The sequence below is a fragment of the Absiella sp. AM09-50 genome (genome assembly GCF_003433845.1).
In the GTDB taxonomy this organism is placed as follows: domain Bacteria; phylum Bacillota_I; class Bacilli_A; order Erysipelotrichales; family Erysipelotrichaceae; genus Hoskinsella; species Hoskinsella hominis.
The window spans coordinates 38862-53331 of record NZ_QVFI01000028.1 but is presented as its reverse complement, the minus strand read 5'-3'; the positions used below and the strand labels follow the sequence as shown (position 1 = coordinate 53331).

The 14470-nt window shown below is 35.5% G+C and carries 14 protein-coding genes; 7 read left to right on the top strand and 7 right to left on the bottom strand.

The window, feature by feature from the left end; genetic code table 11:
- Nucleotides 1-14 precede the first annotated feature (14 nt).
- Complete coding sequence (locus DW114_RS17800; RefSeq protein WP_117455170.1) at nucleotides 15-221, bottom strand: hypothetical protein; 207 nt, start codon at nucleotides 219-221, stop codon at nucleotides 15-17.
- A gap of 388 nt (nucleotides 222-609) precedes the next feature.
- On the opposite strand from DW114_RS17800, the gene pheS reads away from it, so the two are divergent.
- Complete coding sequence (gene pheS / locus DW114_RS17795; protein WP_117455176.1) at nucleotides 610-1650, top strand: phenylalanine--tRNA ligase subunit alpha; 1041 nt, start codon at nucleotides 610-612, stop codon at nucleotides 1648-1650.
- 11 nt (nucleotides 1651-1661) lie between these two features.
- Nucleotides 1662-4064 (top strand): phenylalanine--tRNA ligase subunit beta, encoded by a 2403-nt coding sequence (pheT, locus tag DW114_RS17790; protein ID WP_117455168.1) that lies wholly within the window; start codon nucleotides 1662-1664, stop codon nucleotides 4062-4064.
- 30 nt (nucleotides 4065-4094) lie between these two features.
- Here pheT and DW114_RS17785 read toward each other — a convergent pair whose 3' ends face one another.
- The 5 genes from DW114_RS17785 to def all read right to left on the bottom strand — a co-directional run bounded on the left by DW114_RS17785 (nucleotide 4095) and on the right by def (nucleotide 10005).
- Nucleotides 4095-5210 (bottom strand): hypothetical protein, encoded by a 1116-nt coding sequence (locus tag DW114_RS17785; protein ID WP_117455166.1) that lies wholly within the window; start codon nucleotides 5208-5210, stop codon nucleotides 4095-4097.
- Nucleotides 5211-5231: 21 nt separating this feature from the next.
- The gene (locus DW114_RS17780; protein WP_117455164.1) at nucleotides 5232-6347 is read right to left on the bottom strand and encodes a hypothetical protein; all 1116 of its coding nucleotides are present in this window, start codon (nucleotides 6345-6347) and stop codon (nucleotides 5232-5234) included.
- A gap of 153 nt (nucleotides 6348-6500) precedes the next feature.
- The gene (locus DW114_RS17775) at nucleotides 6501-7370 is read right to left on the bottom strand and encodes a metallophosphoesterase (protein WP_117455162.1); all 870 of its coding nucleotides are present in this window, start codon (nucleotides 7368-7370) and stop codon (nucleotides 6501-6503) included.
- A 97-nt stretch (nucleotides 7371-7467) separates the two neighbouring features.
- A complete protein-coding gene (gene rnjA, locus DW114_RS17770) occupies nucleotides 7468-9321 on the bottom strand; it encodes a ribonuclease J1 (RefSeq protein WP_117455160.1) in 1854 nt (617 codons plus the stop codon).
- Between the two features lie 123 nt (nucleotides 9322-9444).
- A complete protein-coding gene (def, locus tag DW114_RS17765; RefSeq protein WP_117455158.1) occupies nucleotides 9445-10005 on the bottom strand; it encodes a peptide deformylase in 561 nt (186 codons plus the stop codon).
- Between the two features lie 142 nt (nucleotides 10006-10147).
- On the opposite strand from def, the gene DW114_RS17760 reads away from it, so the two are divergent.
- The 5 genes from DW114_RS17760 (at nucleotide 10148) to DW114_RS17740 (ending at nucleotide 13982) form a co-directional block, all read left to right on the top strand.
- Entirely contained in the window at nucleotides 10148-11389 is a 1242-nt protein-coding gene (locus DW114_RS17760) for an FtsW/RodA/SpoVE family cell cycle protein (RefSeq protein ID WP_117455156.1), read from the top strand.
- Between the two features lie 24 nt (nucleotides 11390-11413).
- Nucleotides 11414-12055 carry a 16S rRNA (guanine(966)-N(2))-methyltransferase RsmD gene (gene rsmD, locus DW114_RS17755; protein WP_333782600.1) on the top strand — a complete coding sequence of 214 codons (642 nt, stop codon included), beginning with the start codon at nucleotides 11414-11416 and terminating at the stop codon, nucleotides 12053-12055.
- The gene (gene coaD / locus DW114_RS17750; RefSeq protein WP_117455151.1) at nucleotides 12052-12534 is read left to right on the top strand and encodes a pantetheine-phosphate adenylyltransferase; all 483 of its coding nucleotides are present in this window, start codon (nucleotides 12052-12054) and stop codon (nucleotides 12532-12534) included. Before rsmD ends, coaD begins: the two co-directional genes overlap by 4 nt.
- Nucleotides 12535-12602: 68 nt before the next feature.
- Nucleotides 12603-13463, top strand: coding sequence for a hypothetical protein (locus tag DW114_RS17745; protein ID WP_117455149.1), 861 nt, complete (start codon nucleotides 12603-12605; stop codon nucleotides 13461-13463).
- A 9-nt stretch (nucleotides 13464-13472) separates the two neighbouring features.
- The gene (locus DW114_RS17740; RefSeq protein ID WP_117455147.1) at nucleotides 13473-13982 is read left to right on the top strand and encodes a putative immunity protein; all 510 of its coding nucleotides are present in this window, start codon (nucleotides 13473-13475) and stop codon (nucleotides 13980-13982) included.
- Between the two features lie 28 nt (nucleotides 13983-14010).
- On the opposite strand, the gene DW114_RS17735 is transcribed toward DW114_RS17740, so the two are convergent.
- Nucleotides 14011-14406, bottom strand: coding sequence for an HIT family protein (locus DW114_RS17735; protein WP_117455145.1), 396 nt, complete (start codon nucleotides 14404-14406; stop codon nucleotides 14011-14013).
- Nucleotides 14407-14470 lie beyond the last annotated feature (64 nt).

The following is a 14470-nucleotide window of genomic DNA, read 5'->3' as shown; positions in this document are numbered from 1 at the left end:
TGGACAAAAATGTTTTAATTATTTTGTGTGTCTACTTGACACAAGCTGATCAGGATATGGGTATCGTTGTTTGTATGCAGAATACTACTGATTTTCTTACATGTTTCTTCATAAGATTGAAAAAAAGCCGGGTCTAAATCAGGGTTTGTGCAAATGCGGCTTCTAGCTTGACGTACATTTTCTCTGACCTGTGTAGGACCTGCACTCATAATCTTTAACATTTTCATTCCTCCCTTTGCTTATGTATCATGATACTACAGAATACAGATTTTTTCATTAATTTTTTGTAAAATTTATGATTCAAAATAGTGTACAAATCAGAAAAAATGCTTGTAAATAAAGGACAAATTGGGTATAATGAATGAGAAAACGTTGATAAGGAGTAGTAATAAGGCACCAGCATGTTAGGGAGAGAAAATCATGGACTGAAAGTTTTCTTGATGTATGGCTTTATGAATTCACCTTGGAGTGAGATTAATCATCTCCCGTATCCATGACGGTTATCATGATAAGTAAGGTGTGTCGCAAGATGAAACAGGATGGTACCGCGCAATGTCCAGCGTTCCTGTATCTTGGGGCTTTTTTTATGGCAGAAAGGATGGATTAGACATGGAAAAACTAACAACAATCAGAGAAGAAGCTCTGAATAAGATTGCGTCCTGTAAAGATATGAATGAACTACAAAGTCTACGTGTTTTATATCTTGGTAAAAAAGGACCAATTCAGGAAGTAATGAAATCAATGAAGGATCTTCCAAAAGAAGAACGTCCTGCTTTTGGTCAGCAGGTCAATGAAGTAAAAAGCCAGCTTGCACAAGTAATCGAAGATCGTAAAGCAGTGCTGGAAGTAGAGGAAATGAACAAGAAAATCGAATCAGAAAAAATCGATATCACATTAGATGGACAAAAACCTACACTTGGTAATATTCACCCATTGATGCTTGTACAGCAGGAAATGGAAGACTTGTTTATTGGTCTTGGATATGAAATTGGAGAAGGTCCTGAAGTAGAACAGGATTTATATAACTTTGAACGTGCGAATATTCCAAAGGATCACCCAGCAAGAGATATGCAGGATACTTTCTATATCAATGCGGAAGAATTGATGCGTACCCATACAACTGCGGTACAGATGCGTGAATTAGAGGCAGGCGCAAAAGAACAAAAACTTCCAATCAAGGTAATCTGTCCAGGTAAAGTGTATCGTAGAGATGATGATGATGCGACACATTCTCACCAGTTTATGCAGTGTGAAGGATTGGTCGTAGATAAAAATATCACATTATCAGATTTAAAGGGTACATTATTATTCCTGGCAAAGAAAATGTTTGGGGAAAACAGAACGATTCGTTTCCGTCCAAGCTATTTCCAGTTCACAGAACCTAGTGTAGAAGTAGATGTCAGCTGCCATGTATGTGGTGGTAAAGGATGTCCTGTTTGTAAAGGTACTGGATGGATTGAAATCTTAGGTGCTGGTATGGTACATCCAAATGTTTTACGTATGGCAGGATATGATCCTGATGAACTAAGCGGCTTTGCATTTGGTATCGGTATTGAACGTGTCGCAATGTTGAAGTATGGTATCACAGATATTCGTGATTTCTATACAAACGATATTCGTTTCTTGAAAACGTTCAACCGTTTTGAATAGGAGGGTACATCATGATCATAAGTAGAAAATGGTTAAGTCAATATATGGATGTAAGTGATCTAAGCATTGAAGAATTAGCAGATAAGATCACAAATAGTGGTTCTGAAGTAGAAGGAATCGAAAAAATGAGCCAGGGAACTAATCTGGTCATAGGAAAAGTTTTAGAATGTGTAGATCATCCAGATAGTGATCATTTACATGTTTGTAAAGTAGATCTGGGTGAAAAAATTGAACAGATCGTTTGTGGAGCGCCAAATGTGGCAGCTGGACAGAAGGTCATTGTGGCACGTGTTGGCGCAAAACTTCCTGGTGGTGAAATCAAAGCAGGTATGATTCGTGGACAGGAAAGCAATGGTATGATATGTTCTTTATTAGAACTTGGCGTAGATGCACATATGCTGAGTGAAGAAAGTAAGAATGGTATTGAAGTATTAGATGAAGATGCACCTGTAGGAAACTGTGATCCATTAGGGTATTTAGGATTAGATGATGAAATTTTAGATATCGGGTTAACACCAAATCGTAATGATTGTATGGCCGCATGGTCTATGGCTTTAGAAGCTGGTGCTGTATTACATAAAGAAGTAAAAATTCCTTATGCAGATGGTGCTGCATCTGTTGGTACAGAAACAAAACTACATGTATCCAGTGAAACAGAAAAATGTCCATTGTTCTTAGGTAAAGTGATCAATCATGTGACGATCAAAGAATCACCAAAATGGATGAAAGAACTGTTGATGGCATCTGGTATGAAATCTATCAATAATGTTGTGGATATCAGTAACATTGTCATGTTAGAAACTGGTCAGCCATTGCACTTTTATGATATTCATGCAATACCTGCACAGGAGATTACTGTAAAAGATGGTATTGAAGAAGTATATACAGCATTAGATGGTATTGAATATCAATTAACAAAAGATGATATCGTTATTACTACAGAAGGCAAACCAATTGGTATTGCTGGTGTCATGGGTGGAGATGACAGTAAGATTGAAGATACAACAACAGGTATCATAATCGAAGCTGCTGTATTCAATCATGTATCTATCCGTAATACAGCACGTCGTTTAAATCTGAATACAGATGCAAGTGTCCGTTATCAGAAAGGTATTGAGCCAATGGCTACCTTTAAGGCAATGGATCGTGCTGTTCAATTACTGTGTGAATATGCAGATGCCAGTGGTTTAGAAGAAACCAAACAATATGGTTCTAATAACTATACACCAGTAGAATTTGATGTGAATTTAGCAAGTATCAATAAATTACTGGGTACTGATTTTGGGGAAGAAGAAGTCATGCAGGTATTATGTGATTTGCATTTACAGCCTGTTAAAAACGGGGAAGACATTCATGTTGTAATCCCAAGTTATCGTACCGATCTATCTATTGAAGAAGATATCGCAGAAGAACTGATTCGTATCTTAGGATATGATCGTTTACCTAGTACATTACCAGAGCTTCCAGCTACCCTTGGCGCATTAAACAAGCGTCAGGCTTTGAGAAGAAAATTCCGTGGTATGTTGGCAGACTTAGGCTACAATGAAGCTGTGACATATTCTTTAGTAGGTCAAAAAGAAATCGATGATGCTGTAATGGGACAGGAACATGTTTATGAATTAGCTTCACCAATGAGTGAAGATCATAAATATGTACGTAACTCTATTTTACCAAGTCTATTGGAATGTATTGCATACAATCAGGCAAGAAGCATCAAGGATATTGCGTTATATGAAATGAGCAATGTATACGGTGTAGGTGAAGTAGAAGAACGTTTATGTGTTGTCGCTAGTGGCGCATTACATAAAAACCGTTGGCAGAAATACAGTGTCGATGTGGACTTCTATACCATGAAGGGTCTGTTGGAAGCAATTATGGCTTCTATTGGATATGATGCAAAACGTATCATGTTTAAGGAAAACAAAACAGATATGAAAAACTTCCACCCATATCGCAGCGCAGAAGTATATCTTGGAAAAGAGTTGCTGGGTATCTTAGGTCAGATTCATCCAGCTGTTGCAAAGAGATATGGTATCAATGAAACTGTTGCTATGGAAATCAATATGGAAATCCTGTTAAAGAATAAACCGGCAAAAGTAAAATTCACAGAAATCAGTAAATATCCATCTGTGACTCGTGACTATGCACTTGTTGTACAAGAAGATGTCAAGGTAGCGGATATTATTTCCAGCATTAAGAAAAATGGTAAACTGGAAAAAGAAAATATTATTCAAAATGTAGAAGTATTCGATGTTTATATGGGAGAACATGTAGAAGCAGGATACAAGTCTATCGCATTGACAGTAACATTCCAGTCTTTCAATAAGACATTGAAGGATACAGAAATCAATGAAATTCATGAAAAAATTATGGCTTCCTTAAAGAAGGATGTCAACGCAGAATTAAGAGCATAAAAGAAAAGGAGAGAAATCTCCTTTTTTCATTTAATAGCTAACAATACCATGAACTAATTTTTTGTTCTTATCAAAACTAAGATGATAGATCATATCATTATCACATTGATATTTTACATAGACTTCTTGGTCATCTGTATAGCTTAAATAAAATGGTGTGCCATAATGATTGATCACATCACTGATTTCTGCGCCAAGTGTGATATTTTCTGGCAGAATGATATTAGAAGTTTCATTAAAATCAATACTGGTAATGACATGTTCTTTTGTAAGATCTTTTATATCATTTACAATACCTTTGACATCAATCATGTATTTTTCTTTATCTTTTGTCAACGGAATTGTGGTAGAATCCAAATGCTGAGATAACCAATCTGTAGTCCATCCCTGATCAATCAATGTTTTGATAGGGGTGTTTTTTTGGATTTTTATACCTTCTAATTCCAAGATACCTTCAGAAAGTGATGAAGATATTGGTTTATTAAGTGAAAATGCCACAGGATCCATACCTGTTAATGACTTAGGATCAAAGCTTTTTTCTGGTTGATCACGATTGGTACCAGTTGCATGCAATGTGATGCCATCTAAACGATGATCCTTAAATTCTATGGTCATCGTTTCTGCCTTGTTATCTTCAAAGGCAGTTTTATAAATGAATACAGGATCTTTTTCCTCCTGTGTATAAATCAAAGGATATCCAATCGCTTTACATACATCTTCTTCACTTGATACATTCAGTTTTACATCTTTAGGTAAATGGAAGGTTTCATTTGATCTGCTGTAAACACCAGTATAAATTTCCGTTATGATGGTATCTTCTAAGGAACAGTCTTCTATTTCTTTATTATAGACACGAACACTGATACGAGCCTGATCATTCTTCTTGTTGATAAAATAAAGCGCTTTATATTTTCCTGTATGAAGATTTTCCACCGGTTTCTCTGGTTCCCAATCTTTTAAAACTTCTTTTGTGGGCTGGTAAAGATAAAAGTCAGTACCTTCCAACTGTATTTTTACATTGGATATCGATAAATTATCTGCATTGGAAGAAGGCTTGCTTGTGTTAGGTGTTGAATCTTGGCTGCTGCCACAACCAGCTAGTAATAAACAGCTGCATAAAATTATTAAATGTTGATTTAGTTTCATAATTTAGAAATTCCTTTCTTGTTATTTGGGGTAGCGTATAGATGTATAAGTTAAATGATTTTCTGGGTCGAAAGTCAAATGAACTTCCAAGCCATCATCAAACATATAACCACATCCAGCATTTTGTTGAGTGTAGATCATTCGTGTTGGTGCACCATATGTTTCTAAGAACTCTGCGGCATTTGATTTGCTTGTCAGATTTTCAGGAAATTGAATATGCGCATGAGCATCGAAATCAATAGTTTGTATGATATTTTTATCTGTGACATCTTCTATCTTTTGAAATTCACCACTTACATCCATGGTATAATGCGCATCATTCTTTTTTAAGGAAACTGTGGTAATGCCATTGTTAATATGTGCAGAAGTCCAATCACATGACCAGCCATCATCAAGAAGGATTTTCAACGATGTATTTGCGGATATCTTTTTATTTTCTATGACTAGGATACCTTTGGAAAGCTCGGTTGATTTATCCTTGGTAGGGGAGAAGGGAATTAATGCTCTTTTTAATACTTTTTCTGTAAGGAAGGTGTTTGTTTTTTGTTTCATACCTTCTGGTGTACCTCTTAATTCCATTCCCAATAATAATCCCTGGTCAAATTCTAATTTTAGCTGTTCTGTATTCGTAAAATCCATAGAGGAATGGTATAGATATGTGCGACGGGTAGCTGTCTGTTGATATGACATAGGAATACCAAATGTATGAAAGATATCCTCTTCTTTGGATTCATTTAATTTAAAATTTTGAGGCAGTTCATAATTGTTGATATTTTTCGTGAATTCATCAAAAGATATGTATAAGATGATACAGTTTTCTACAGATTGTTCACTAGATTCAGGGTTATATGCTGTCACAAAAATCTTTTTTTCGGAATCTGCTTTATAAAACAGATTGAAAGATGATTGATCCTTTGCCTGAATCTTTGTAATGTTGAGAGATGGATCAGGAGTCCATTTGTCTAAAACTTTATTCATTGGCTGATATAGATAGAATGTGGTATCTTCAACTTTGATTTTCATATTTGAAACTTCCATGATATCCGATACTTCATCTGTCATTGTTTCTTCTTTTTTTGTACAGCCAAATAACAGCAATGTACACATCAGGATAGCCAGTCCTTGTTTAAATTTCATATAATGCTCCTCCTTAAGATAAGGAAAGTATAGCATAGAAAAATAGAAAAAAATGCAAATCATAAAACTTTAGAAATGCCTGTCTGATTTCGTCAGATTCTGTATATTTTCTGATACGATTTCAAGAAAAAAACATCTGCATAGCACAGATGTTTAAGCGGCATTTCCATTTTGCAAACGGAAGATCATAATTTCCGGTGGGGCGAATAAACGCATATCAATATCAATGGTGCCAAGACCATTGGACACAAACAATTTCGTTTTATTCACAGTATACATGCCATGATTATAACTTCTTGCGCCATCAAAGGTTTTTAATGGCCCAATGACAGGTAAATAAATCTGTCCACCAAGAGAATGACCGGCGAACATCGCATCTACATAATTGCTGTTGAAGTCTGCACTTGAAATAAGATCAGGGCAGTGTGTCAATACGATATTGTATTCATCCTCACTAATCGTTTTAAAGGCACTGTCAGGATTTGGATTGCCATTGATCAAAGAATCAATACCAACCAAGGTAATACTGTTTTTTGTATGATTACGAATACGGATTGCCTGATTTGTTAATATTTCAAAATTAGATTGATAAAGGATATCAGAAACAATATTTTTAACATCGTCATTAACTTGATCCTGATCACCCAATACCGCAAATTTACCTAAAGGAGCCTGAATACTTTTTAAGATATCCGTCAATTCTTTAACAACTGCACTGTCTGGTTCTTTGGTGGCAGGATTATCAAACATGTCACCACCAAATAATACAATATCACAATTTGCATCATTTAATTCATTGATCATCTTTGTTAATCGATCTTTTCCCATAAACCCATTGTATTTGATATCAGATATCATAGCAATTTTAATATCATTCATATCCGCAGATATTTTAGGTGAGGTAAGGGTTGTATAATTTAAGGATACACGGTCAACGGATATATAAATACTGTAGAAGAAGACACCAGCCAAAAGTAAGGCGAGAATCACTAATACAGATAAGATTTTTAATAATTTCTTCACAGGAACACTCCTTTCACATTCTTTATTATTTTATCATATTTATGTATAGAACACCATGAAAAATTGATGAAGAAAAAGTGAAGCACATGACTTCACTTTATTCAGCTTTTTCTTGTTTTTCAGTAGCAGGTGCTACATTGTTTCTAGGAATACGTTTACCAGCCATTCTGGCAGCTCTTGCTTGTGCCATTGCCTGCATTGCGGATTTAGAATTTATAATAACAGGGATTACGATTGGATTACGATGCGTTTTGTTGTAAAGGAATGGTTCTAATGATCCACGTACGGTATTCTTTAAATCAGAGAAGGTTGTACGTTGTTTCATCTTTTCATTCAATGCATCATACACAATCATTTCTGCTTCTTTTAATAGTCCCTGGCTGTCTTTGATAAAGACAAAGCCACGAGATACAATGACAGGTTTACAAAGAACTTTGTTGTCTTTGGAATCTATTGCGATAATAACTGCCACAAGACCATTGTCCGCTAAGATCTTACGGTCTTTCAGCACTGCCGTTGATACACCGCTGATGTCATTTCCATCAACATAGATATCGTCTGCAGGAATTCTAAAGCTGCTTTCATATACCTTGTGATCACGTAAAATCAATACATCGCCATTTGCACATGTGAAGATGTTTTCTCTAGGAATACCTGTTTCTATTGCTGTATCCTTGTGCTGCTTCAGCATCTTATATTCACCATGCACTGGCATAAAATATTTTGGCTTAATCAACTGCAGCATCAGCTTTTGTTCCTCCTGGGAGGCATGTCCTGTTGTATGCAGATTGGTTAAGACGGATTTTGTTAATACGTTGGCACCAGCACGAAACAGCTTATTGACAACCTGATTTACACTTGCACCATTTCCTGGAATTGGGGAACTGGAGAAGATAACAGTATCACCTGGAATCAGTTTGATATAACGATGTGTTCCATTGGCAATACGGCTTAATGCCGCAAGAGGTTCACCTTGACTTCCAGTACATACGATACATGTTTTATTCGCAGGAGTTGTAGACAACTGGTCAATGGATAAGAAATGCTGTTCGCCAACTTTGATTTTACCCATCTTTCGTCCAATCGTTACGACGTTTTCCATACTGCGTCCGAAGATGATTACCTTACGGCCACATGCGACAGCTGCTTCTAATATCTGTGATACACGATATATATTAGATGCAAATGTTGCGACAATTAAACGACCGCTGGTTTTCTTCATGATATCTAAAATCTCCTGTGCGACTTTTTTCTCTGAAATAGAGAAGTCTTCAACACCTGAGTTTGTGGAATCACTTAATAATAAATCGACGCCAATTTGTCCCATATAGGCCATGACCTGATAGTCCGCATTGTTTCCAACCGGTGTTAAATCGAACTTAAAGTCGCCGGTAGTGACAATTCTGCCATTAGGTGTATTGATTAAAATTCCCAAGGAATCAGGAATAGAGTGTGTGGTATTAAAGAAACCACATGTAAAATAATTCATTTTTAAAGAACTGCGATCATTGATCTCAATCAGCTTCACACTGCGAAGCATTTTGCGTTCTTCCAATTTTTTATTAATCAAAGCAACTGCAAATGCTGGCGCATAAATTGCTTCAATATCCACGCTTTTCAACAGGAAGGGAATACCACCAATGTGGTCCTCATGTCCATGTGTAATGACAAGCACTTTGCGCTTGCGGTTGTTTTTTACCAGATATCCATAATCTGGAATGACGTAATCGACACCCAAAAGATTGTCCTCTGGGAATCGTACACCTGCATCCACAATCAAAATCTCATTTTCATGTTCAAAGCAGTACATATTTTTACCTACTTCGCCTAATCCACCTAATGCATAGATTAAAGTGTCATTACGCTCCGTATTCATTTTATTATAACTGTTTCTTGTTGGATCTTGATGAGTTCTAGGTGCGCCTTGTTTATTGTTATGATAGTTATTCATATTAACTCCTTTCGATATTTAGAATATAGATGGCACCATATCTTTCATTATTATAGCATAAAAAATAGAGAATAAACGTAAAACTTCAAAAAAAGCCATAAAAAATGCTCTTATAGCAGAGCATTATTCAATCACAACGGCATCCTGGATAGCACGCCATGGATCATCTTCATTGATACGATCATAGAATAAAGTTCCTGAAAAATGATCAATTTCATGCTGTAAAACAATCGCAAGATAGTTTTTAGCCTTAATGGTTACTTCTTTATCTTGTAATAAATCATATCCTTTTACAGTCACACGTGCACTACGAGGGACAATGCCTTCATGTTCTTCTTCTACTGATAAACAGCCTTCACCATTCTTTAAATAGGCCTTTTGTACAGATTCAGAAACAATGCGTGGATTAGCCAGCGCATATTCAAAGACTTCATCTTCTTCCTCACCTGGAACAACAACAGCCAGCATTCTTTTTGGAATACCAATTTGAATAGCCGCAATACCAACTGCTGGACGAAGATCTTCACGTTCTGCAATTTCTGCGTCCTGACTGTCTTTTACATAAACAAATAAATCATGTAACAAAGTCTTATCTTCTTCACTTAAAGGAAGATTGACTTTTTCACTTTTTTGACGTACAACACTGTCTGTATCTTTAACGATATTATCATAATGAATATACATGTAGATTAACTCCTTTTCTATCAACGTTATTATTTTAAACGGTTTTTTCATAGAATGGAAGTCTTTTGATAAATTAATTGTGAAAAATTACAGGGAATATGATATCATTATAAGGAAATCACGCAGAAAGGAGTCATGAAAGATGCGAATAAAAAATCTCGTTGTATCAATAAAAATGCCAAAAAAATATGATATGCCGATACATATTGCAAGTTTGCTTCTTGTGGTCTTTGGCACATTGATGATTATTTCAACAAATGTTGGAAATGCGACAGGCGGCGTCATGGATATCGTAAAAGTAATGATAAAACAAAGCATCTTTATTATCGTATCCTATCTGCTATTGACATTTTTTGCGAATAACTTCAACATGGGAAGGGCAAAAAAAGCATTGCCGATTGTCGGCATTTTGATTATGGTGGCATTGATTGCTACACAATTTTCTAAAGAAGTATATGGTAGTAAAGCATGGATTCGTTTTGCGATAGCCGGGCAGATTGTTACGATTCAGCCCTCAGAATTCGCAAAAGTCTTCATTATTGTTGTGATGGCAGTATACGTTGCGATTGCAGGAAATAATCGCTGGAACTTCATGCGAATCATGCAATGGCCGTTTATATATTTCTTTATGTGTCTGATTCCTATCATTTTACAGAAGGATATTGGTAGTATGCTGGTATTCGTGATGATTTCTGTCTTATGCTTTTTGATTCCAAGTAATAGAGGATTAAGGAAACAACAAAAAATTATGCGGATTCTCATCATGATTGGGTGTGTTGGCGCCTTGGTTTTGATGAGTGATATTGGTGTTAAACTGTTTTCGAGTATTCAGCCATTAAGCCATATTGCGGTACGTATTGAAAATGCTGCGAATCCTTTTACGGATCCTTTCAATAATGGTTATCAGACAATTAATGGATTATATGGTATTGCACGAGGTGGATTAAAAGGGGTAGGATTAGGTAACTCTATACAGAAATATGGTTATCTGACACAATCAGACAATGACTTTATTCTGGCCATTATTATTGAAGAATTAGGACTGTTTGGGTTCTTGTTTATTGTGTTATGTTACCTTACCATCATCCGTCAATTGTTTTATTATGCAAAACATACAGTAAATGAAGGATATAAGATTATTTTATTTGGTACCGCCAGTTATATATTTATTCACTTTATTCTGAATGTTGGTGGTGTTGGCGGCCTGATTCCTTTAACAGGTGTGCCATTGTTATTTATATCCAGTGGTGGATCTTCCTTGATGGCAATTATGTCTGCGATTGGGATTTCGCAAGCTGTAATATCAAGGATACGGCGTCAGGGAGCCATACGTAAGGTAAAAAGGGTAAAGAAAAAAGAACCCCAAGGGGATAGGGTTCTTTAAGAAAGGGAAGAGGAGAAACAAAGATTGGGGGGTAACAACCGTTTTATCGGTTGCACTATTAATCTTCCCAGTAGAAAAAGTTTTATACACAAGGAGTTGAAAAAAATGCGAATCGTTGCTGGAGAATTTCGTTCAAGAGTCATATCCGCTGTAGAAGGAAATGGCACAAGACCAACCACGGATAAAGTGAAAGAAGCAATTTTCTCACGTATTGGACCATATTTTGATGGTGGGTCTATGTTAGATTTATTTGGTGGTAGTGGCAATATGAGTTTTGAGGCAATTAGTCGAGGCATAGATACAAGTCTGTTATGTGATGTGAGTGTCAAAGCGATACGCACCATCAAGGCAAATGCGAAAACATTAGGCGTGGAACAGAAAGTAACGGTATGGAAGATGGATTATCACCGTGCTTTACAACAGGCAAAAGAAGAAGCAAAAACATTTGATCTTGTTTTTCTTGATCCACCTTATAAAAAACAACAGATTCATGAAATACTGAACCTGTTAGATGAACTTGATTTAGTAAAAGATGATGGTGATGTTGTCTGTGAGAGCCAGAAAGAAGATGTTTTTGAAGATCAAGTCGGCTGTTTTGAAAAAGTAAAAGATGTAACATATGGAATTACACGTATTACATATTATAAGAAAAGAGGAAGTTTATGAAAAAAGCGATTTTTCCAGGAAGCTTTGATCCATTAACCAAAGGACACTTAGATATTATAGAGCGGGCAAGCAGATTATTTGATGAACTGATTGTTGTAATTCTTGAAAACAGTGAGAAAAAGACAATGTTTACACAGGAAGAACGTCTGCGTATGTTAAAAAACAATACCAGTCATTTAAATAATGTAATTGTAGATGCGGATACTTCTTTAACGGTAACATATGCAAAACAGCATGGTGCCTGTGCAATAATTCGTGGAGTCAGAAGTGTAAAAGACTATGAATATGAATTAGATATCGCAAGTGCCAATCAATATTTAAATCCTGAAATCGAAACTGTGCTTTTATTTTCATCGCCTGCATACGCCTTTGTGTCCAGTTCCATTATTCGAGAAATGATGAAATATGATGTGAATATCGATGCACTAGTAAGTAAGGATGTAAAGGAAGCCTTGATGGAAAAATACAGAAAATCGTAAGGAATGGTACATAGAAAAAGTAATAGGAGCATGCTATAATAGTACAGAAAAAAGGAGGATGATCATAAATGTCTGATATGCATTTTAAAGTGCCAAGCAAAGATGCGATAAAAAGCAAGATGATTTCTGCATTATGTCTGGCTTTGATCATTCTAAGTCTTTATACAACCTGTTATTTATTGTTTTTTAGAACAACAGGTGTAGATATTACCAAAGATATTGAAATATTATATCGTGGAGAAGATGGCTCTGGTGTTGTGAGCGTGCGTAATAAAAACCTGAATTACAATCAGCGTATTCAGGAATTTATGGATACGGTAGAATATAAAGTAACGCCAAATAAAAACCTAAAAAACGGGGATAAAATAAAAATCAGCACAACCTATGATGAAACTTTGGCATCCCGTTATCATATCAATGCCATCAATGTGGTAAAAGAAGTGACAGTAGAAGGACTTCCTGTGCGTTATGAGAATGTTAAACAGATACCGCAAACATTATTAGATGAGGTAAAAGATAATTCTAAGAAATATTTAGAAAAGAACATGTCTTCCATCCTGTCTGATGATTTTACAGCTTTCTATTTTACAAGTGAACCAGAATTGGAAAATTATCGTTTTATGTATCGAATCTTTTTAAATGCGAAAGATGATGAAAGTAAAGATAAGATATTAGATATTTATTCTATCACCGCAAAAGGGGAAGTCAATGTATCTAATAAAGAAGAAAAGCTGGAAACAAAGGATGAAACGATTTATTATATGATTACATATAATGAAATCAATACCAGTGGCAAGATTTTAAAAGAAGATATTTATGGTGAAAAAATCATTGTCAGTGGTAAACAGAATTTACAAAAAGAAAAAGACTTTAAGAATTATATGAGTCATAAATATGGCAAACAATATACAATTGAGAAAATAGAATAGGGGATTGAAGTGGCAAAGCTTAGAAAAATGTTGGGTGATGTAAATGGACAGGAATGTATGGATATGATGCATTTGATTGATACTCAAAGCAAGGAAACACTGGCTGCATGGGCGCTTTCCTATGTGAAAGAATATTATACAAAGATTTATACATCTTCCTGTTTGAATGAAACAATGAATATGGTTAAATGCTGTTTAGAAAAAGAAATTACTGTAAAAGAACTAAAACCATATCTGAAAACAGCAAGAGATGATGTGAAAACAATAAATGATCCTGTAGATGTTGCGGCATCAAGAGCGATAGCGACAGCTTGTGCAATTTTGCAAACGCCAAGTAATGCGTTGGGTTTCTTGTTTTATGGCGCTGCGGCTACTGCCTATCATGAAGCTGGTACAGAAGCTGAACAAGCTGTTTATGAAGAATATGGCAGAAATGAGTTTTGTAGAGCATATCGTTCACTGAAGCAAGTAGCGATAGAAAATGAAGAACACCCAGTAAATATCAAATGGAGGTGTTAGAAAAATAATGAAGGAGAAATTTCCTTCATTATTTTTTTATAAGTGATAATACTTCATTTAAATCCTGTGGTTCACTTTCCTTAAATTCAATCACGCAAGCATCATCTTCACGATAGCGTGGAATCAGATGAATATGAAAGTGTGGCACACTTTGACCAGCAACTTCATTAACATTACTTAAAATGTTCATACCGTTTGCATGAGTTGCGTCCATAATTTGTTTGGCAAGTTTTTGTGCAACCTCCATGACATGCTTCATAACTTCTGGATCACATTCCATAAAATTTGCATAATGTTTTTTAGGAATGACAAGTGTATGTCCCTTTGTGACTTGAGAGATGTCTAAGAATGCTAATACATCATCATCTTCATATACCACACTGCTTGGAATTTCATGATTTACGATTTTACAAAAAATACACATTGATGTTTACCTTCTTTCTTTTCTTATTCATTATAACAAAACGATACCAAAAGAAAAAGAGCTT

Coding starts and splice junctions, on each gene's coding strand:
- rnjA (WP_117455160.1), bottom strand. CDS start 9,321: ATGAATAACTATCATAACAATAAACAAGGCGCACCTAGAACTCATCAA.
- DW114_RS17760 (WP_117455156.1), top strand. CDS start 10,148: ATGCGAATAAAAAATCTCGTTGTATCAATAAAAATGCCAAAAAAATAT.
- DW114_RS17785 (WP_117455166.1), bottom strand. CDS start 5,210: ATGAAACTAAATCAACATTTAATAATTTTATGCAGCTGTTTATTACTA.
- pheS (WP_117455176.1), top strand. CDS start 610: ATGGAAAAACTAACAACAATCAGAGAAGAAGCTCTGAATAAGATTGCG.
- pheT (WP_117455168.1), top strand. CDS start 1,662: ATGATCATAAGTAGAAAATGGTTAAGTCAATATATGGATGTAAGTGAT.
- DW114_RS17780 (WP_117455164.1), bottom strand. CDS start 6,347: ATGAAATTTAAACAAGGACTGGCTATCCTGATGTGTACATTGCTGTTA.
- coaD (WP_117455151.1), top strand. CDS start 12,052: ATGAAAAAAGCGATTTTTCCAGGAAGCTTTGATCCATTAACCAAAGGA.
- DW114_RS17745 (WP_117455149.1), top strand. CDS start 12,603: ATGTCTGATATGCATTTTAAAGTGCCAAGCAAAGATGCGATAAAAAGC.
- DW114_RS17735 (WP_117455145.1), bottom strand. CDS start 14,406: ATGTGTATTTTTTGTAAAATCGTAAATCATGAAATTCCAAGCAGTGTG.
- DW114_RS17800 (WP_117455170.1), bottom strand. CDS start 221: ATGTTAAAGATTATGAGTGCAGGTCCTACACAGGTCAGAGAAAATGTA.
- def (WP_117455158.1), bottom strand. CDS start 10,005: ATGTATATTCATTATGATAATATCGTTAAAGATACAGACAGTGTTGTA.